Source organism: Bradyrhizobium sp. BR 10289, assembly GCF_019455385.1.
In the GTDB taxonomy this organism is placed as follows: domain Bacteria; phylum Pseudomonadota; class Alphaproteobacteria; order Rhizobiales; family Xanthobacteraceae; genus Bradyrhizobium.
In genome coordinates this window covers 48,790-67,758 of record NZ_JACOFR010000006.1, presented here as the reverse complement: position 1 = coordinate 67,758, position 18,969 = coordinate 48,790, and the positions used below count along the sequence as shown (strand labels likewise).

Genomic DNA, 18,969 nt, shown 5'->3' with positions numbered 1-18,969 from the left:
CGGTCATCAGAAGCCCTCGCGTAGCCATCGTCCGACCTTTCCGAAATATCCGCCGGTCCCTGTCCTGACCTGCTGCCGCGTATGCCGCGGTTCGACATGTTCCTGGTGAACATATTGCGGGTAGACGAGAAGGCCGGCCGGCACCGCGAACGCGGCGTTCTTCGCCTCATTGGGCAGCCGGCCGAAACCGAGCGGACGTCCGACCCGCACGGGCCGGCCAAGAATGCGGGTGCCGAGATCGACGAGGCCGGTCAGCTGCGAGGCGCCGCCCGAGAGCACGACGCGGCCGTTCGGCTCCGAGGCGAAGGGCGAATCCTTCAGCTTGTCCCGAACCATTTCGAAGACTTCCTCGGCACGATGCTTGACGATGTTGGCGATGGTGGCGCGGGAGACGATCTGCGGCAGATCCTGCTCGTCACCGGCTGTCGGCACAGACATCAGCTCACGCGAGTCCGATCCGCCGGTGATGACGGTGCCGTATAACGTCTTGATTCGCTCGGCATCGGCAATGGTCGCCGAGAGTCCGCGTGCAAGATCCATCGTGATGTGTTGCCCGCCGACCGCAAAACCGGCCGCGTGCACGAAGCGGCCGCCGGAATAGACCGCGATAGTGGTGGTGCCGGCGCCCATCTCGACGACGGCGGCGCCGAGATCGGCCTCGTCGTCGGTCAGCACCGACAGGCCGGCCACATAGGGGCTCGCCGCCATGGCTTCGACATTGATGTGGCAGCGCTCGACCGCCAGCATCAGGTTCCGTGCCACGGTGGCGTCGCATGTGACGACATTCATATCGACACCGAACTGGTGGGCGACCATGCCGCGGGGATCGCGGATGCCCTTGACGCCGTCGAGCGTGTAGCCGACCGGCAGCGCGTGCAGCACGGTGCGGCCCTCGCCGGTGGCGTGGCGCATGCCGGTGGAGGTGACGCGGCTGACATCGGCCGGGGTCACCGCGCCGCCGCGGATGTCGGCGGCAGCCTCGACCAGCTGGCCGGACAGGCGGCCGCCGGAGACCGACAGCAGCACGGACTCGACCCGCACCTTGGCCATTTTCTCGGCGAGACCGACGGCCTGACGTACCGCCTGCTCGCATTCGCCTAGATCGACCACCGCGCCGGCCTTCATGCCGCGCGACTGGATCTGGCTATAACCGATCAATTCCACCGCGTGGGTGCGGCCGCGCAGGGCCTCGCTCGGCGCCGACGGCTTCAGCCGCGCGATCATGCAGGCGATCTTGCTGGTGCCGATGTCGAGGCAGGCGACGAGGCCGCCGCGCTTGTGCGGCATCGGGCGCGTCTTCGGCGTCTGGGTGCGATCAAGACCGGTCATGCAGCGTCCCCGGCCTTCTTTTTCTTCTTGTCCTTGAACAGATCTTCGCGCGCCTTGGCGGCGTCGTCGGACAGCTGCACCACCAGGCGATCGGGCAGCCGCATGTCGACGGCGACGATGTCTTTCGAGAACAGCCGGTCTTCCTTGTCGAGCCGCGACAGCATCGCCAGCGCGTTGCCGACATCCTGCTCGGGCAGGCGGATGTCGAGGCCGTCCTTGAGCCGGAGGTTCCAGCGCCGCTCGCCGACATAGATCGCGGCCTTGGTCACCGCATTGACCTGCGGATAGCGCGCCAGCAGCGCCAGGAAATCGCGGGCCTGGGTGTCGGCGCCCTTGCCGACCACGAGCGGCAATGTCAGGAACCGGCGCGAGACGTAGGGCTCGAGCACGGCGCCGTCATCGGCGATGACGGAGAGCCGGCCGGCCTCCTGCCACAGCGCGAACGCCTGGCGCTCGGTGATGTCGATCATCAGCCGGCCCGGATAGAGCTTCAGCACGGTCGCATCCGCGATCCAGGGATTGGCCTTGAGCTTCTCGCGGACCACATCGGCGTCGAGGAACAGCAGCGAGGAACGGCCGCTGACGCCGCCGATCGCCAGAATTTCGTCCTGGCTGAGCTGTTTGCGTCCGTTGATCACGACGGAGGTGATGCGGAAGCCCGCGGAATTGGCCATCGCGTTACGGGCATCACTGACCGCGGTGATGAAATCCTGGAGATGGCCGCCCTTGACGATGCCGAAGCCGCAGCTGCCGAGCAGCAGCAGCACGGTCATGGCGAGCCCGGCCCGGCGCGGTGCGTAGCGCTCGACCAGCGCGACGATGCGCGGCGGCGGCTCGCGTTCGATAACGGGCTTGGCTTTGGTCTTGATCTTGGCTTGAGCGGCAGCGCGCTGCTGCTCACGCTTGGCTTCGAGCTTCTGGCGGAACTTTTCTTGCACCCACTCGCGCAGAAGCACGACCGCTCCAATAGCGGCCGCCTTCAGGTCAGCTTGGGGCCTCAGCGATCTGAAAAGCGACCGGGTGAGGCTTCCTGCACGATCCATTGCACGAACTCGTCAACAGTTTTCCCGCGACATCGCGCGGGTCCTGGCGAACATGACGTGTCGAACTTGCCGGGCCGGGTGCTGGTCTTCAGCAGAAGAAGCCTCTCCCCTTCACTGCGCTCGCTGCAGGTGACATCACCCAAGCAGCTCACGCGCCGGCAGCCAAAACGCCATATGCGCCGCCAGCGTTAACCTTCGGATGTCCTGGTAAACAAAAGGTAAAATTCGTTAACGCCGGATGCTTTTTGCCCAGCCATGTGAGGCATTTATGCCGCGATCTCCGGCATTTTACCGGATTTGGGCCCCAAACCGGGCCGTTTTGCCGGTTTGGCCGTTAACCAGTCCTAATTATTTCCGGACGCCCCGCACGGCGAGCTCGATCAGGCCGCGCAGGAAGTCGACGAATTCGATGCCCTCGGCCTTCAGCGCCTTGGGGTAGAGCGAGGACTTGGTCAGCCCGGGCAGCGTGTTGGTCTCGAGATAGACGAGGCCCTTCTGCGAGACAATGAAGTCCGAGCGTGAATAGCCGGTGCAGGACATCGCCCGGTGCGCCAGCATCGCCTGCGCCTTGAGCGCGGCCGTAATCTCGGGCGAAAATCGCCCGGGGCAGATCTCCTGGGTCGACTTCAAGAGATATTTTGCGGCGTAGTCGAAATTGCCCTCGCCCGGAATGATCTCGATCGGCGGCAGCGAGATAATCGAGCCATCGCTGCGCTCCAGCACGCCGCAGGTCGCCTCGACGCCGGCGATGTACGGCTCGATCACATACTCTTCCTGCTTCGCCGCATTGCGGACCGCGACGAGATCCTGCTTCGCGTTGACGAAGATCAGGCCATAGCTCGAGCCGTCGCGCGCGGGCTTTGCGATCAGCCTGCCGTATTCCGCGAAGGCATTATCGATGTCGTCGAGCGCGATGTTGGCCGGCGGCGTCACGCCGCCGAGCGCGGCGAACCGCTTGGCGGCGATCTTGTCGAAGGCGAGATGCGAGGAGGCCGAGCCTGAGCCAGTGAAGGGCACGCCGCGCGCCTCGCACATCACCTGCAACTCGCCATTCTCCGCCTGCCCGCCATGCAGGCCGAGCACCAGCACACGACCTTCCGCCTTGGCCTGGTCGAGCGCCTGCGCCAGCGGAATGCCACGCGTGCCCGGCTTGAACTCGTCCTCGAACGGACGGGCATGCTCGAGCAGCTGCTTGGACTGCACCACATGCACCTTGTCCTCGACGTCCCACCACCAGAGATCGGCCTCCGGCAGCGCCTGATGCAGCGCCTGGGCCGAGGCGACCGAAACCAGACGTTCACGGTTGGCGCCGCCGAAGAGGATGGTAATGCGCATGTGCTCTCGTCGCCTGTCCAAATTAGCCGGGGATTCCGATCCGCTTGATTTCCCAGTGCAGCTCGATTCCGGAATTCGCCTTGACGCGTTCGCGCACGGTCTCGCCCAGCGTCTCGATGTCGTGCGCGGTGGCATCGCCCGTGTTGATCAGGAAGTTGCAGTGCATCTCCGAGACCTGCGCGCCGCCGACGCGCAAGCCGCGGCAGCCGGCGGCATCCACCAGCTTCCAGGCGGAATGGCCGGGCGGGTTCTTGAAGGTCGAACCGCCGGTCTTCTCGCGGATCGGCTGCGCTGTCTCGCGGTGGGTCTGCACCTCCGCCATGCGCGCGCGGATCGCCTCCGCATCCCGGATCTCGCCGCGAAAACGCGCCGAGGTGAAGATGATGGAGGGATCGACGCCGCTATTGCGGTAGACGAATTTCATGTCCGCATTGGAGAAGACGTGCCTGGTGCCGTCGCGCCCGACGCCGCGCGCCTCGATCAGCACGTCCTTGGTCTCGCCGCCATTGGCCCCCGCATTCATGCGCAGCGCGCCGCCGATCGTGCCGGGAATGCCGAAGTAGAATTCGAGGCCGCCGATATTGGCGGAGGCCGCCACTTCCGCCACGCGTTTGTCGAGGGCGGCCGCGCCCGCGGTGACGATATCGCCGCTCGTCGTGGCCTCGCCAAAGGCGCGCGGCGCAAGCCGGGTCACCACGCCTTCAATGCCGCCATCGCGCACGATGAGGTTGGAGCCGACGCCGACCACATGGACGGGGATGTCGCTTGCAAGACGCGCGAGGAAGTAAGCGAGATCGTCCTCGTCCGCCGGCGTGAACAACACCTGCGCCGGACCGCCGACGCGAAACCAGGTCAGTTCGGCGAGCGACTGGTTGGCAAGCAGCCGGCCGCGGAGGTCGGGCATTTCAGCTTTGAGGTCGGGCGTGATGTCGGGAAAGCTCACCGCCCTACCCCAGCGCCTTCAATTGGTCCGGCAAAGCGTAAGCCCATTGCGTGATGTTGCCGGCGCCGAGACACACGACGAGATCGCCGGACTTCGTCAGTCCCTTGATGATGCCAGGAAGCTCCGTAGCCGCCGGCAGCGGCACCACCTCGCGATGGCCGCGCGCACGCAGGCCGGCGACGAAATGATCGCGGTCGATGCCGTCGATCGGCGTCTCGCCAGCGGCATAGACATCCGCGACAACAACGGCGTCCGCATCGTTGAAGCAGGTGCAAAATTCCTCGAACAGCGATTGCAGGCGGGTGTAGCGATGCGGCTGCACCACGGCGATGATCTTGCCGTTGGTGGATTCCCGCGCCGCCTTCAGCACCGCCGCGATCTCGACGGGGTGATGGCCGTAATCGTCGATCACGGTGACGCCATTCCACTCGCCGGTCTTGGTGAAGCGGCGCTTGACGCCGCCGAAGCCGGCGATCGCCTTGCGGATGGCGTCGTCGGACACGCCGAGTTCGCGCGCGACCGCGATCGCGGCGGTCGCGTTGGAGGCGTTGTGGCGGCCCGGCATCGGCAGCATGAGATCGGCGATCTCGTGCACGGCGCCGGTCTTGCGATCGCGGAACGCGACCTTGAATTTCGATCCGCCGCCCATCGGCGTCAGGTCGAGCAATCTCGCATCGGCCTGCGGATTCTCGCCGTAGGTGATGATGCGGCGGTCCTCGATCTTGCCGACAAGGCTCTGCACCACGGGATGATCGATGCACATCACGGCAAAGCCGTAGAACGGCAGGTTCTCGACGAAATGGCGGAACGCGTCCTGCACCGCGTCGAACGTCTTGAAATGATCGAGATGCTCGGGGTCGACATTGGTGACGATCGCGACATCGGTCGGCAGCTTCAGAAACGTGCCGTCGCTTTCGTCGGCTTCCACCACCATCCAGTCGCCGGCGCCGAGGCGGGCATTGGAGCCATAGGCGTTGATGATGCCGCCGTTGATGACGGTGGGATCGAGCCCGCCGGCATCGAGCAGGGTCGCGACCATCGTGGTCGTCGTGGTCTTGCCGTGGGTGCCGGCGATGGCGACGCAGCTCTTCAGCCGCATCAGCTCGGCCAGCATCTCGGCACGACGCACCACGGGAATCCGGCGCTCGCGCGCCGCCATCAGTTCCGGATTGTCGCGCTTGATCGCGGTGGAGACGACGACGACCTCGGCACCGTCGACATTCTCGGCCTTGTGGCCGACCGAGACCTTCGCGCCCTTCTTGCGCAGACGGTCGAGATTGTAATTGTCGGAGGCATCCGAGCCCTGCACGGCATAGCCGAGATTGACCAGCACCTCGGCGATGCCGCTCATGCCGATCCCGCCGATCCCGACGAAGTGGATGGGTCCGATCTCGCGCGGCAGTCTCATGCTCTGTTCCCTGACCTTGCCGCCGGAGGGCGACATCTGGCGAAGGTCACGGCCAAATCAGCCGCGCCGTTCCTACTGGATGCCCCGCTTTGGAAGGCCAAGACAAGGGCTTTTTCGCGTCAGAGTCCCGCGACTTTGACCACCAGATCGGCCAGCCGCTCGGCGGCGTCGAGCCGGCCCGCCCCCTTCGCGGCCTTAGCCATCGCGGCAAGACGCGCGGGCTCGGCGGCGAAGCCGGAGATCTCGGATGCCAACCGGTCCGGGGTGAACTCGGTCTGCGGGATGCGGATCGCGCCGTCGACCTTGGCCAGCACGCCGGCATTGGCGAACTGGTCCTGGTCGATCGAGCCTGGCAGCGGCACCAGGATCGAGGGCCGACCGATCGCGGCAAGCTCGGCCACGGTGCCGGCGCCGGAGCGCGACACCACCAGATGGTTGGACGCCAGCCGCGCCGGCAGATCGGTGAAGAACGGCGCAAGCTCGGCCTTGATCTTGAGCTTGTCGTAGACCGCGCGCACGCGCGTCATGTCTTCATCGCGCACCTGCTGGGTGAGAACCAGCCGGCTCCATAGCACGGGCTCCAGCCGTTCGATCGCACCGGGCACGATGTCGGCCATGATGCGCGCGCCCTGGCTGCCGCCGACGACCAGTAACCGCAGCGGTCCGTTCACTTCAGGCGCAGCATAGGGCACGGCAGCCGCCGCGAGGACCGCAGGCCGCATCGGCGTGCCCACCGTCGTGGTCTTGCTGGCGAGCGCGGGATCGCGGTCGAGCACGCCGGGCAACGACGTCGCGATGGCCTGGACGCGGCTCGACAGGAAGCGGTTGGCGCGGCCGAGCACGGCGTTGGCGTCGTGGATAATGCCGGGCACGCCGGCGAATTTCGCCGCGACCAGCGGCGGCAGCGTCGGATAGCCGCCGAAGCCGACCACCGCGACGGGTTTCAACCGTTGGATCAGCCTGTAAGCGGACAGCGTCCCGGTGGCGAGCGTCAGCCCCGCATAAGCGAGCTGGAATGGATTGCGGCCGCGCGCGGTCTCGCTTGCGACGACGTCGATCATGTCCTTGCTGAACAGCCCGCTATAACGCAGTGCGCGCTCGTCCGTGACGAGGCGGACGCGAAAGCCGCGCCGGATCAATTCGACGCCGAGCGCCTCGGCCGGAAATAGATGGCCGCCGGTGCCGCCCGCGGCGAGAAGAATCAGGGGGGAGGTGGTCATGGAGATTAGTCTTACAAGGACTTTCCCGTCATTGCGAGCCGGCCACAAGGTTCGCGCCCCGGGCGCAGCGCAGCGCGCCGCCCTTCGCGGCGTGGTGCGCTGCTGAACCGGGGCCCATCTCTAGCAACATCGATGCAGCATTCTGGGTCCCGGCTCTGCGCTCCGCTTCGCTTCGCTTGTCCTGTACACGAGACCTGTTACGCGTAACTCCGCATCGCGTCGGCGTGGCCGCTGGCCTCGACCTCGGTGCGCGGGCGCAGGCGCGTCAGTGCCAGCATCATGCCGACACCGTAAGCCAGCGACACGATCGAGGAACCGCCGTAGGAGATGAACGGCAGCGTCATGCCCTTGGCGGGGATGAGCTGAAGGTTGACCGACATGTTGATCGCCGCCTGCACGCCGAACAGGATCGCAAGACCGGACGCGGCAAAGCGCGAGAACATGTCCTCATTGGCGTAGGCGCGCGACAGCGTCCGGATCACGACGAAGGCAAACAGCGCCAGCATGGCAAGGCACAGGATGATGCCGAACTCTTCGGCGGCGACCGCGAATACGAAGTCGGTGTGGCTGTCCGGCAGGCTGCGTTTGGCGATGCCCTCGCCCGGCCCTAAGCCGAACCAGCCGCCGTTGTAAAAGGCTTCCATGGCGGTATCGACCTGGAAGGTGTCGCCCGAGGCCGGATTCATGAAGCGCTTGATGCGGCCGGCGACGTGCGGGACGAACAGATAGGCGCTGAAGAGACCTGCTGCGGCAGCACCGGCAAGGCCGAACACCCAGATCATGCGCATGCCCGCGATGAAGAACAGCGAGCCCCACACCATCAGGATCAGCATGGTCTGGCCGAAATCGGGCTCCATCACCAGCAGCGAAACCAGCATCAACAGCAGCACCAGCGCCATCGAGGTCGCCGGCATCTCCGGCCGCTTGGTCGATTCCGCAAACAGCCAGGCGGCGATGACGACGAAGGACGGCTTTGCGATTTCGGAGGCCTGGATGTTGACGCCAAGCAGCGTGATCCAGCGCCGCGAGCCCTTCACCTCAGGGCCGATCGCGAGCGTCACCACGATCAGGATGATGCTGATCGTGAAGATGATCAGGGCCGAGCGGCGGATCGCGCGCGGCGACAGGAAGGAGACCCCGAGCAGCACCAGGAAGGACGGGAGGAGGAACATCACGTGGCGGCTGAAGAAATGGAAGGGATCGAGCCCGATGCGGGTCGCAACCGGCGGGCTCGCCGCCAGCGACAGGATCACGCCGGTCAGCATCAAGGCCAGGATGGCGCCCATCAGCGGCTTGTCGACGGTCCACCACCACTCGGAAAAGGGGGTGCGTTCTTCACGGGAGAGCATGGGCGGCCGCTTTCGGACAGAGATCGTCCATTGGTCGCCGAGGTTGGTTACCGCGGGGTTAAGGAATTGCGGATGTTCCGAGATGATCTCCGCTACCGCCCCAAAACACGCTGTCATGCCCCGGCTTGACCGGGGCATCCAGTACGCCGCGGCTCCTCGGCTTAATCATAACCGTCTCTGGGATACTGGGTCGCCCGGTCAAGCCGGGCGACGACAGCGGAGATTGTGGAGCAGCTGCCCTCACACCACCGGCTTCACACCGGGCATCGCCTGCACCAGCTCGCGGAACTTGGCGCCGCGGATCTCGAAATTGCGGTACTGGTCGAAGGACGCACAGGCTGGCGACAGCAGCACGACCGCATCGACGAGGCCCGAGGCCTCCGCATCGCGCGCGGCGTGCTCGACGGCAACATCGAGCGTCTGGCTGATCTCATGCGCGACTTGCGTGCCCAGCGTTCCCGCAAACTCCTGCGCGGCCTCGCCGATCAGATAGGCTTTTCGGATGCGCGGGAAGAAGCCGGTCAGGCTGGTGATACCGCCCGCCTTGGGCTTGCCGCCGGCGATCCAGAAGATGTCGGCAAAGGACGACAGCGCATGCGCGGTGGCGTCGGCATTAGTACCCTTGGAGTCGTTGACGAACAGCACATTGCCGCGGCGACCGACCTGCTCCATGCGGTGCGCCAGGCCCGGAAAGCTGCGCAAGCCGTTCTGGAGGACATCGAGGCTGATGCCCATCGCAAGCGCGGCGGCGGCAGCGGCAGCCGCGTTTTGCGCATTGTGCTGGCCGCGCAGCGAGCCGATGCCACCGAGCTTTGCGACTTCGCTCCGTGCCCCGCCCGCGGTACGCATGATGGTGCCATGCTCGACATGGATGCCGCTCGCCAGCGGGTTCTTCACCGAGATGCGCACCACATTCTTGCCGGCGCGGTCGAGCCGGTCGGCGATGTCGCGGCAAAAGCCGTCGTCGACGCCGACGATCGAAGTGCCGCCCGCCTGCACACCGGCGACGAGGCGCTCCTTCACCGCGGCGTAGTGTTCGATGGTGCCGTGGCGATCGATGTGATCCTCGCTGACGTTCAGCAAGATGCCGACGGAGGGATCGAGCGAGGGCGTGAGGTCGATCTGGTAGGACGACATCTCGATGACGTGGACGCGGCCCATGCGCGGCGGCTCCAGCGACAGGATCGCGGTGCCGATATTGCCGCCCATCTGGGTGTCGTAGCCGGCAACCTTCGTCAGATGCGCGATCAGCGCCGTCGTGGTCGACTTGCCGTTGGTGCCGGTGATGGCGACGAACGGCGCGTCCGGCGCGTGGCGGCGACGCTCGCGGCAGAACAGTTCGATGTCGCCTATCACCTCGCAGCCCACCTCACGCGCCTTCAGCACGCTCCAATGCGGCACCGGATGGGTCAGCGGCACGCCGGGCGCCAGCACGAGCGCGGCAAAGTTCGCCCAGGAGACGCTGCGCAGATCCGCGGTGACGAAACCGGCCTGTGCCGCCTTGGCGACGTTCTCGGCATTGTCGTCGGCGGCGATCACCTCGGCGCCACCCGCCTTCAGCGCGTGACAGGAGGCAAGCCCCGAACCGCCGAGGCCGAACACCGCGACCGTCTTGCCGGCGAATGATGTGACCGGGATCATCAGCGCAGCTTCAGCGTCGAGAGGCCGGCCAGCGCCAGCATCACCGAGATGATCCAGAAGCGGATCACGATCTGCGGCTCGGTCCAGCCGAGCTGCTCGAAATGGTGGTGGATCGGCGCCATCCGGAAGATGCGCTTGCCCGTGAGCTTGAACGACACCACCTGCACGATGACCGAGACCGCCTCCAGCACGAACAGGCCGCCGATCACCGCGAGCACGATCTCGTGCTTCACCGCGACCGCGATCGCGCCGAGCATGCCGCCGAGCGCGAGCGAGCCGGTGTCGCCCATGAAGATCGAGGCCGGCGGCGCATTGAACCAGAGAAAGCCGAGACCGGCGCCCAAGAGCGCACCGCAGAGGACCGCGAGCTCGCCGGTGCCGGCGACATATTTAATCTGGAGATAGTCGGCGAACACCGCGTTGCCGGCGAGATAGGCGATCATCGCAAAGCTCGCGGTCGCGATCATCACCGGCACGATGGCAAGGCCGTCGAGGCCGTCGGTGAGGTTCACCGCATTGCCGGCGCCGACGATGACGAAGGCGCCGAACACGACGAAGAACCAGCCGAAATGCAGCACCGTGTCTTTCAAGAAGGGAATCGTCAGCGCGGTCGAGGCGGGATCACGGTTCAGCCGCACCAGCGCATAGCAGGCGACCAGCGCGATCGCCGCCTCGATCAGCAGGCGCAGCTTGCCGCCGAACCCGCTCGTGGTCTGCTTGGTCACCTTGAGATAGTCGTCATAGAACCCGACGAAGCCGAAGCCGAGCGTCACCGCCAGCACGATCCAGACGTATGGGTTGAGCGGGTTGGCCCACAGCACGGTGCCGACCGTGAGGCCTGACAGGATCATCAGCCCGCCCATGGTGGGCGTGCCCTTCTTGGCGAGATGCGACTGCGGGCCGTCGGTGCGGATCGGCTGGCCCTTGCCCTGCCGGATACGCAGATGATCGATGATCCAGGGCCCGAACAGGAACACGAACAGCGCGCCGGTGACGATGGCGCCGCCGGTGCGGAAGGTGATGTAGCGGAAGACGTTCAGGACGGTGCGGAACGCACCCATGCTCGGAAATGTGTTGGAGAGCTCGATCAGCCAGTAAAACATTCAGTCGGTCCTATGGCGCCTTTGGCGCGCGGTCTTGGTCTCGGTCTCGACCTCAACGCGCCTCACGCGTATTCGCTGGTCTTCATCATGGGGTTGGGCGACCTCAAGACAACGGGCGCCCTCGCGCCACAACGGGTAGGGTCGGGAACGGCGCCTTCCAAGCAGTTTACGCCTTCGCCTGCAAGGCGGCCACTAGGCCCGGCACAAACTTGTTGACCCAGAACATCTTCTTGCTGCCCTTGACAACCACGACGTCGCCTGCCTTCAGCAGATTTGCGACCTCGCCGGCTCTCAGCGTCGCGGGATCGTCGTGCCAGCCGAGGCCCTTGCCTGAGGGCAAGACGTCATAGAGGTGGCGCATCAAGGGGCCGACGCAGTAGACGCCGTCGATGCCGTCGAGATGCCTGGCAAGGCCGGTGTGATAGGTCGGCGCATCGTCGCCAAGCTCCAGCATGTCGCCCAGCACCGCAATGCGGCGGCCACCGCTCATGTTGCGGGCCTGGAGGCTTTGCAGCGCAGCAGCGACGCTGGCTGGATTGCCGTTGAAACTGTCGTCGATCACGGTGATGCCGCCGATCGCCTGCTCGACGCCGCGGCCGGTCATGATGCCGACCCGGTCGAGCTTGATCGCCAGCGTCGCGACATCGAGATGGGCGGCATGAACCGAGGCGAGCGCGGCCAGCGCATTCTGCACGCGGTGCGGTGCGCCCGGCGTCAGGCTGAAGGCAATCTCCTTCTTGCCGATCGCGGCCACGACCTGCCAGCTTTCGCCATGCGGCGCGTGCTTGACCTCGTGCACCTCGGCATGTTCGCCGAAACGCACCACCTTGCCCTTCCATTCGGACGCCTTGAGTCCGGCCGGCAGCACCAGCACGCCGTCCTCCGGCAAGCCGAGCGCGATCGACACTTTTTCGTGCCTGATGGCTTCGAGCGAGCCGAGCTTCTCCAGATGCACCGGCTGGACGTTGACGACGAGCGCGACGGTCGGGCGCGTCAACTCGCTGAGCCGCGCGATCTCACCTCGCTGGTTCATGCCCATCTCGACGACCCAGAGACTGGCATCTGGCCGCGCATTGCACAGCGTCAGCGGCACGCCCCAGAAATTGTTGAAGCTCGAGGGACTCGCATAGGCGTTGGGATAGGCGGCCAAAAATTCCTTGGTGCTGGTCTTGCCGGCGCTGCCGGTGAGACCGATCACGGGACCATTGAAGCGCGCGCGAGCAGCGCGCGCGAGGCCCCAGAGGCCGTCGATCAGCGTGTCCTGCACGATGAGCTGGGGAATTTTGATACCCGCGATCTCGTGCGGCACGATCATCGCGACGGCACCTGAGGCTTCCGCCTTGTCCGCGAACTCCCAGCCATCGCGCGCGCTGGCGAAGGCCGAGATGAAGCCGCCACTTGGCGTGCCTGATAGCGCGACGAACAGGCTGCCCGGTTTCACCAGGCGGCTGTCCTGGGTCACGAAATCGATCGGCGTGTCCGGAAACAATCCGGCCACGCCCAGCGCGCGCGCCACCTCGGCAACCGTCCATAGTGGCCCGCTCATGCAATCCTCGACGTCAATGCGGCGGCGACCGCCTCGTGATCACTGAAGGGCAGCACCTGGCCGCCGACGATCTGCCCGGTCTCGTGGCCCTTGCCGGCGACGAGCAGCGCATCGCCCTCCTGCAAGTCCTCGATCGCGGCGCGGATGGCAGCAGCACGGTCGCCGATCTCGCGCGCGCCCTTGGCCGTGGCGAGGATCGCGGCGCGGATCGCTTCAGGCTTCTCGCTGCGTGGATTGTCGTCGGTGATGATGATACCGTCGGCATTCGCGGCGGCGATCTCGCCCATGATCGGCCGCTTGCCGGCGTCACGATCGCCGCCGGCGCCGAACACGACGATGAGCCTGCGCTTGGCGTAGGGGCGCAGCGCCTGGAGCGCCTTCGCCAGCGCATCGGGCTTGTGGGCGTAATCGACGAAAACAGGCGCGCCGTTGCGCTCGCCGACGAACTCCAGCCGGCCCTTGGCGCCTTCGAGATGCTCGAGGCTCGCGAACACTTGTGCGGCATCGCTGCCGGTGCCGATGGCAAGACCGGCCGACACCAGCGCGTTCTCGATCTGGAATTCGCCGACCAGCGGCAGCCGGATGGCGTAACGCTTGCTGCGATGCTCCAGCGCAAGTTTCTGCGAAAAACCTTCGACCACGGCTTCGACGAGGCGGATGCCCTCGCCTGCCCCATCGCCGTTGCGCCCGACCGCCATCACGCGCAGGCCATGCGACTTCGCGGCGTCGATCGCTTCCGCCGAACACTCATGATCGGCCGAGATCACCGCCGGGCCGCCGGGCGCGACCAGCTCGCGGAACAGCCTGAGCTTTGCCCCAAGATAATGCGCGACGGTCGGATGGTAATCCATGTGGTCGCGCGTAAGGTTGGTGAAGCCGCCGGCCGAGACACGCACGCCGTCGAGACGGTACTGGTCGAGCCCGTGCGAGGATGCCTCGAAGGCGAGATGCGTCACGCCCTCGCGCGCGATCTCATTGAGTTGCCGGTGCAGCGCGATCGGATCGGGCGTGGTCAGCGAGCCATAGACCGTGCGCTTGGGCGAGACGAGACCGATGGTACCGATGCTCGCCGAGGGATGCCCCAGGCGCTGCCAGATCTGGCGCGTGAAGGCGGCGACCGAGGTCTTGCCGCTGGTGCCGGTCACCGCGGCGATCGTCGCGGGCTGCATGGGGAAGAATCTTGCCGCAGCCAGCGCCAGCGCGCGGCGCGGATTGGCCACCGCGATGAACGGCGCCTTGCAGCCATCAGGCGCATGTTCGCCGACGACCGCCACGGCGCCTGCCGCAATGGCGGCATCGATGAAGCGCGCACCATCGGTCTTGCTGCCTGCGAGGGCGAAGAAGACATTGCCCGGCCTGACCACGCGGCTGTCGAGCGCGACGCCGGTCACCTCGAGCGCGGCGACAGCGGGCTCGATCGCGGCATCATTGTCCAAAACGTTCTGGCCTAGAAGGTCGCGCAGCTTCATGGTTGTCCAGTCGACAATGCCGCGCCGGGAAGCCGAATCGTCAGGAAAAGCCGAATCAGCGCCGGCGATGGCCATCCCAGTTGATTACTGGGTTGTCCTGGATGCTGCAAGAATAAGGCGGTCCGCGGGCGGCAGATCAAACCGCGGTTCGACGCCCAGGAGCGGGGCAATCCGCTCGATCACCTTGCCGCCGGTCGGCACCGTGTTCCAGCCCGAGGTGATGAAACCATGCGTTTCCGGTATCGCCTGCGGCTCGTCCAGCATGATCAGGATCTGATATTTCGGATCATCGCAGGGCATGATCGCGGTGAAGGAATTGAGCACGCGCTTCTTGGCATAGCGGCCGTTGATGACCTTTTCGGAGGTGCCGGTCTTGCCGCCGACATAGTAGCCCTTGACGTCGGCGCTCTTGGCGGTGCCGATTTCGGCGTTGAGCCGCATCAGGAACCGCATCTTGTCGCTGGTCTCCGTCTTGATCACGCGCTTGGCCAGCGCCGCCGCTTCCTCAGGGGTGCGCTTCATGAAGGTCGGCGGAATCAGATAGCCGCCGTTCACCAGCGCGTTGATGCCCATCACCGCCTGCAGCGGCGCCACCGAGAGGCCCTGACCGAACGCGGCGGTCACCGTGTTCAGCTCGCTCCAGCGGCGCGGGATCAGCGGCGCCGCGCTCTCCGGCAACTCGGTGCGCAGCCGCGTCAACTGACCCATCTTGGCGAGAAACGCCTTGTGCGCCTCGACGCCCTGGCCGAGCGCGATGCGCGCCGCGCCGATGTTGGACGAGTAGGTGAACACTTCCTTGGTGTTGATGAAGCGGCCGAGTGGGTGGCTGTCGTGGATGGTGAACTTGCCGTAGTGCAGGTTCCCGCGCGCATCCCACGACGAGTTCAGATTGATCTTGCCGGAATCGAGCGCCATCGCCAGCGTGAACGCCTTGAAGGTCGAGCCCATCTCATAGACGCCGGTGGTCAGGCGGTTGATGCGGTCGGGGTCGTGCGCTTCCTTCGGATTGTTGGGGTCGAAGTCCGGCAGCGAGACCATCGCGACGATCTCGCCGGTCTTGACGTTGGAGACGATGCCGGAGGCTGCCTTGGCGTGGAACTTCTCCTTGGCCTTCAGCAGTTCGTCGCGCAGCGCATGCTCGACGCGCAGATCGACCGAGAGCTCGATCGGCTTCTGCAGCCGGTCGGTGGCAAAGCCGGCGCGGTGGAGATCGGCAAGGCCCTGGTTGTCGAGCCACTTCTCCATGCCGGCGATGCCCTGATTGTCGATGTTGACGAGACCAATGAGGTGGGCGACCTCGTTGCCGGTCGGATAGACGCGCTTGTTCTCGCGCAGGAAGCCGATGCCGGGAATGCCGAGCTTGTGGATGTCCTGCTGCTGCTTCGCCGTGACCTCGCGCTTGAGCCAGACGAACCCCTTGCGACCCGACAGGCGCTCGCGCACCTCGGCCTCGTCGAGATCGGGCACCGTCGCGGTCAGAAGCTCGATCGCCTCATCCTTGTCGATGATGCGGCGCGGCTCGCCGAACAGGCTCGCGGCTTTGACGTCGGTCGCAAGGATGGCGCCGTTGCGATCGACGATATCAGGGCGCGCGGTCGCAACGACCTCTTGCGAGGCCGCACGGCGCGCACTGTGCGCGTCGGCACCGATCGCGAACATCACGAGCCGGCCGCCGATCAGCGCATAGACCGAGGCGAAGGCGAGCATGGCAAGGCCGACGCGTGCGCGCGCCTTCGCGGCGCGATCGACATTGCGTCCGTAGAGCAGGCTGCGGATCAGCCGCTGGCGCCAGGGTTCAGTCGGCCTCTCAGTCGGCTTCTCGGTGGGTTTTGCAGGCGTCGCCGGGCTCATTGCTTATCCTCGGCCTGAGGCACCGAGCCCGTCACGGTGTCAGGATCGCTCGCGGCTTCGATGGTGTTGAGCATGGCCCCGATCGGATCGGGCTCACCCGGCCTGAACATCCGCGGCGGACGATCCGGCAGGTTCTTCAGCGAATCGTATTGCGTGCCGTTGACCGGTTTGAGCGGCAGATGGCGCTCGGCCAGGCCTTGCAGGCGCAGGGGCGCATCGAGCTTGGCCCATTCGGAACGCAGCGAGGCAATCGCATCGCGTTGCTCGCGGATCTCCGCATGCAGCCGCAGTACTTTTTCGACGCGCGCGGTGGAGTCCATCTTGATCCGGTAGACATAGGCCGCCGCAAAGATCAGCGCGCCGATGACGAGAAGGTGGATGAAGCGCATGTGCTAGCCGCCCCTCATCACGTCGGAGAGTTTTGGCCAGGACGACGGCTCATTGTCATCATGCGCAGGTGCATCGGTGCGCTCGGCGGCACGCAGCTTTGCCGAACGTGCGCGCGGATTATGCGCGACTTCCTCTTCGCCGGCGACCACAGGCCGCCGCGTCAGCAGCTGGAAGCTCGGCGAGACCTGCGCCACTTCCGGCAGATGCCGCGAGCCGCCGCCGGTCTTCGAACGCAGGCTGAGGAAATTCTTGACGATGCGGTCTTCCAGCGAGTGGAACGAGACCACCACGAGCCGCCCGCCGGGCTTGAGCACGCGCTCGGCCGCGGCGAGCGCGGTCTGGAGCTCTTCGAGTTCCTCGTTGACGAAGATGCGCAGCGCCTGGAACGTCCGCGTCGCCGGGTGGATCTCGCCGGGCTTCGCGCGTACCACCCGGCCGACGAGATCGGCGAGCGCGCGCGTCGTCGTGAACGGCGTCTCCTGCCGGTCAGCGACGATGGCGCGGGCGATGCGACGCGAATTTCGTTCCTCGCCGAAGAGATAGATGATGTCGGCGAGATCGCCTTCTGAGGCACGCGCGACGACATCAGCCGCGGTCGGTCCGGTCTGCCCCATCCGCATGTCGAGCGGGCCGTCGAGACGGAACGAGAAGCCGCGGCCGGCCTGATCGAGTTGCATCGAGGACACGCCGACGTCCATGACGACACCGTCAACGCCATCGACGCCCTGCGCCGCGCAGACTTCGGCCAGATTGGAGAAGCGGTCCTCAACCAGGGTCAGCCGACCCGCGGAACGTTCGACCAGCCCGGCGCCGCCCGCGATCGCAGTGCGGTCGCGATCGATCGCGATCAGGCGGGTTCCCGGCACGTCGAGGATGGCTCGGCTGTAGCCGCCGGCACCAAAAGTGGCATCGATATAGATGCCGCCCGCGCGCGGCGCGAGATGTTCAATCGCCTCGCGGCCGAGCACGGGAATGTGAGGCGCGTCGCTCATGCGTCGCGCCTGCCGCGTGCGCAGGTCAATTTGGCGGCGAAGCAGCCCATCACGCCTCGAATCATTCCGCGTCGCGGCGGTTCCACGACCCAGCCCCTCTCCCGCACGCTTGCCAGCATGCGCGCCGAGCCCCGTCATCCCAGGCCGCAGACCCGGTGTTCCCAGCGGAATATGTCGGGCAACCATGGGATTTCGAGCCAAAATACGCTTTGGCCGCCTCCGGACGCGGGTCGGCTCTTCATCCTCAGTAACGGCCCTTAGCGTTAAGAAAGCGTTGATCGGCTGATTACAAGTCGAAAAGCTCGATGGACGGTGATGCCGCATCCACACACACGCGCAAAATGCATCCGTTAACCAAACCGCTCGATTGCGTGGAGCGGAGGGTAAAGGAATAGTAAAGAGAAGGAGTTGGCCTCCTCACTGGCCCATTCTCCTGTGCGACTTTGAGCTGTTCATGCCGTCCGGTTCGTCCACGCCGCCTGGAACTGATTCGAAGCGTCAGCGCGTTCTCCCGGTTCCCAAGGCCGCGGCGAACATGCGGACGTTCGAGCCGGATTCCTCGATCGTCTCCGACATCATCCCCTCGCCGAATTACGGCGAACGCAACAGGGGGCGGCAGGTCGACATGATCGTGCTGCACTACACCGGCATGCCCGACGTCGAGGGCGCGCTGGCGCGGCTGTGCACGGCGGGCACCGAAGTGTCGGCGCATTATGTCGTGCTCGAGGACGGCCGCATCGTGCAATGCGTGTCCGAGGCCAAGCGCGCCTGGCATGCCGGCGTCTCGTCCTGGGCCGGCGAGGATGACATCAATTCCTGCTCGATCGGCATCGAGATCATCAACCGCGGCCATGACTGGGGCTATCCGGATTATCCGCTGCGCCAGATCGCCGCCGTGATCGCGCTGTGCCGTGGCATCATGCTACGGCGAAAGGTGCCGCCGCACCGGGTGCTCGGCCATTCCGACGTTGCACCCGCGCGCAAGAAGGACCCCGGCGAAAAATTTCCGTGGCATTCGCTGGCCAATTCCGGCGTCGGACATTGGGTGACGCCGGCGCCGATCGTACGCGGCGAAAGGCTGATGCTCGGCACCATCAGTGACGAGGTGCTCAGCCTGCAGCAGGCGCTCGCGCGCTACGGCTATGGCGTGCCGCTGTCGGGCAAATACGACGCCGCGACGATGGAGGTCGTCACCGCCTTCCAGCGCCATTTCCGTCCCGCGCGGCTGGATGGTGTCGCCGATCACTCGACGCTCTCGACCTTGCAGGCGCTGCTGGCGAGCCTGCCGGCGGACGCGACGGTAGTCGCGACGAAGTGAGGGGAGGCCTGCGCCACTTTCGTGTCCCGGAC

Annotated in this window: 15 protein-coding genes; 1 reads left to right on the top strand and 14 read right to left on the bottom strand. The window is 65.8% G+C overall.

Annotated features, from left to right (window positions below; genetic code table 11):
- Positions 1-6 precede the first annotated feature (6 nt).
- The 14 genes from ftsA to rsmH all read right to left on the bottom strand — a co-directional run bounded on the left by ftsA (position 7) and on the right by rsmH (position 17,619).
- Positions 7-1,329, bottom strand: a complete 1,323-nt coding sequence (gene ftsA, locus HYH08_RS13065; protein WP_220010213.1) for a cell division protein FtsA — start codon at positions 1,327-1,329, stop codon at positions 7-9.
- Positions 1,326-2,372, bottom strand: a complete 1,047-nt coding sequence (locus tag HYH08_RS13060) for a cell division protein FtsQ/DivIB (protein WP_220010212.1) — start codon at positions 2,370-2,372, stop codon at positions 1,326-1,328. The genes ftsA and HYH08_RS13060 overlap by 4 nt, the downstream gene beginning before the upstream one ends.
- Positions 2,373-2,720: 348 nt before the next feature.
- Positions 2,721-3,707: a D-alanine--D-alanine ligase family protein gene (locus tag HYH08_RS13055; protein ID WP_220010211.1), complete on the bottom strand. Its 987-nt coding sequence runs from the start codon at positions 3,705-3,707 to the stop codon at positions 2,721-2,723.
- 22 nt (positions 3,708-3,729) lie between these two features.
- Positions 3,730-4,650, bottom strand: coding sequence for a UDP-N-acetylmuramate dehydrogenase (murB, locus tag HYH08_RS13050; RefSeq protein ID WP_220010210.1), 921 nt, complete (start codon positions 4,648-4,650; stop codon positions 3,730-3,732).
- Positions 4,651-4,654: 4 nt separating this feature from the next.
- Positions 4,655-6,058, bottom strand: a complete 1,404-nt coding sequence (gene murC / locus HYH08_RS13045; RefSeq protein ID WP_220010209.1) for a UDP-N-acetylmuramate--L-alanine ligase — start codon at positions 6,056-6,058, stop codon at positions 4,655-4,657.
- A gap of 119 nt (positions 6,059-6,177) precedes the next feature.
- Positions 6,178-7,278, bottom strand: coding sequence for an undecaprenyldiphospho-muramoylpentapeptide beta-N-acetylglucosaminyltransferase (murG, locus tag HYH08_RS13040; protein WP_220010208.1), 1,101 nt, complete (start codon positions 7,276-7,278; stop codon positions 6,178-6,180).
- A gap of 197 nt (positions 7,279-7,475) precedes the next feature.
- Positions 7,476-8,627 (bottom strand): putative lipid II flippase FtsW, encoded by a 1,152-nt coding sequence (gene ftsW, locus HYH08_RS13035; RefSeq protein ID WP_220010207.1) that lies wholly within the window; start codon positions 8,625-8,627, stop codon positions 7,476-7,478.
- Positions 8,628-8,867: 240 nt separating this feature from the next.
- Positions 8,868-10,268, bottom strand: coding sequence for a UDP-N-acetylmuramoyl-L-alanine--D-glutamate ligase (murD, locus tag HYH08_RS13030; RefSeq protein WP_220010206.1), 1,401 nt, complete (start codon positions 10,266-10,268; stop codon positions 8,868-8,870).
- Positions 10,268-11,371, bottom strand: a complete 1,104-nt coding sequence (gene mraY, locus HYH08_RS13025) for a phospho-N-acetylmuramoyl-pentapeptide-transferase (RefSeq protein WP_220010205.1) — start codon at positions 11,369-11,371, stop codon at positions 10,268-10,270. The genes murD and mraY overlap by 1 nt, the downstream gene beginning before the upstream one ends.
- Positions 11,372-11,537: 166 nt before the next feature.
- Positions 11,538-12,917 carry a UDP-N-acetylmuramoyl-tripeptide--D-alanyl-D-alanine ligase gene (locus HYH08_RS13020; RefSeq protein ID WP_220010204.1) on the bottom strand — a complete coding sequence of 460 codons (1,380 nt, stop codon included), beginning with the start codon at positions 12,915-12,917 and terminating at the stop codon, positions 11,538-11,540.
- Positions 12,914-14,386 (bottom strand): UDP-N-acetylmuramoyl-L-alanyl-D-glutamate--2,6-diaminopimelate ligase, encoded by a 1,473-nt coding sequence (locus tag HYH08_RS13015; protein WP_220010203.1) that lies wholly within the window; start codon positions 14,384-14,386, stop codon positions 12,914-12,916. The genes HYH08_RS13020 and HYH08_RS13015 overlap by 4 nt, the downstream gene beginning before the upstream one ends.
- Before the next feature lie 84 nt (positions 14,387-14,470).
- The gene (locus tag HYH08_RS13010) at positions 14,471-16,237 is read right to left on the bottom strand and encodes a peptidoglycan D,D-transpeptidase FtsI family protein (RefSeq protein ID WP_220010202.1); all 1,767 of its coding nucleotides are present in this window, start codon (positions 16,235-16,237) and stop codon (positions 14,471-14,473) included.
- Positions 16,234-16,626 carry a cell division protein FtsL gene (ftsL, locus tag HYH08_RS13005; RefSeq protein WP_220010201.1) on the bottom strand — a complete coding sequence of 131 codons (393 nt, stop codon included), beginning with the start codon at positions 16,624-16,626 and terminating at the stop codon, positions 16,234-16,236. The genes HYH08_RS13010 and ftsL overlap by 4 nt, the downstream gene beginning before the upstream one ends.
- A gap of 3 nt (positions 16,627-16,629) precedes the next feature.
- Positions 16,630-17,619 (bottom strand): 16S rRNA (cytosine(1402)-N(4))-methyltransferase RsmH, encoded by a 990-nt coding sequence (gene rsmH, locus HYH08_RS13000; RefSeq protein ID WP_220010200.1) that lies wholly within the window; start codon positions 17,617-17,619, stop codon positions 16,630-16,632.
- A gap of 535 nt (positions 17,620-18,154) precedes the next feature.
- Between rsmH and HYH08_RS12995 the strand changes: the two genes are divergently transcribed.
- Entirely contained in the window at positions 18,155-18,937 is a 783-nt protein-coding gene (locus HYH08_RS12995; RefSeq protein ID WP_502787942.1) for an N-acetylmuramoyl-L-alanine amidase, read from the top strand.
- Positions 18,938-18,969 lie beyond the last annotated feature (32 nt).

Coding starts and splice junctions, on each gene's coding strand:
- ftsL (WP_220010201.1), bottom strand. CDS start 16,626: ATGCGCTTCATCCACCTTCTCGTCATCGGCGCGCTGATCTTTGCGGCG.
- HYH08_RS13010 (WP_220010202.1), bottom strand. CDS start 16,237: ATGAGCCCGGCGACGCCTGCAAAACCCACCGAGAAGCCGACTGAGAGG.
- HYH08_RS13055 (WP_220010211.1), bottom strand. CDS start 3,707: ATGCGCATTACCATCCTCTTCGGCGGCGCCAACCGTGAACGTCTGGTT.
- ftsA (WP_220010213.1), bottom strand. CDS start 1,329: ATGACCGGTCTTGATCGCACCCAGACGCCGAAGACGCGCCCGATGCCG.
- HYH08_RS13020 (WP_220010204.1), bottom strand. CDS start 12,917: ATGAGCGGGCCACTATGGACGGTTGCCGAGGTGGCGCGCGCGCTGGGC.
- mraY (WP_220010205.1), bottom strand. CDS start 11,371: ATGTTTTACTGGCTGATCGAGCTCTCCAACACATTTCCGAGCATGGGT.
- rsmH (WP_220010200.1), bottom strand. CDS start 17,619: ATGAGCGACGCGCCTCACATTCCCGTGCTCGGCCGCGAGGCGATTGAA.
- HYH08_RS13015 (WP_220010203.1), bottom strand. CDS start 14,386: ATGAAGCTGCGCGACCTTCTAGGCCAGAACGTTTTGGACAATGATGCC.
- HYH08_RS12995 (WP_502787942.1), top strand. CDS start 18,155: ATGCGGACGTTCGAGCCGGATTCCTCGATCGTCTCCGACATCATCCCC.
- murD (WP_220010206.1), bottom strand. CDS start 10,268: ATGATCCCGGTCACATCATTCGCCGGCAAGACGGTCGCGGTGTTCGGC.
- ftsW (WP_220010207.1), bottom strand. CDS start 8,627: ATGCTCTCCCGTGAAGAACGCACCCCCTTTTCCGAGTGGTGGTGGACC.
- murC (WP_220010209.1), bottom strand. CDS start 6,058: ATGAGACTGCCGCGCGAGATCGGACCCATCCACTTCGTCGGGATCGGC.
- murG (WP_220010208.1), bottom strand. CDS start 7,278: ATGACCACCTCCCCCCTGATTCTTCTCGCCGCGGGCGGCACCGGCGGC.
- HYH08_RS13060 (WP_220010212.1), bottom strand. CDS start 2,372: ATGGATCGTGCAGGAAGCCTCACCCGGTCGCTTTTCAGATCGCTGAGG.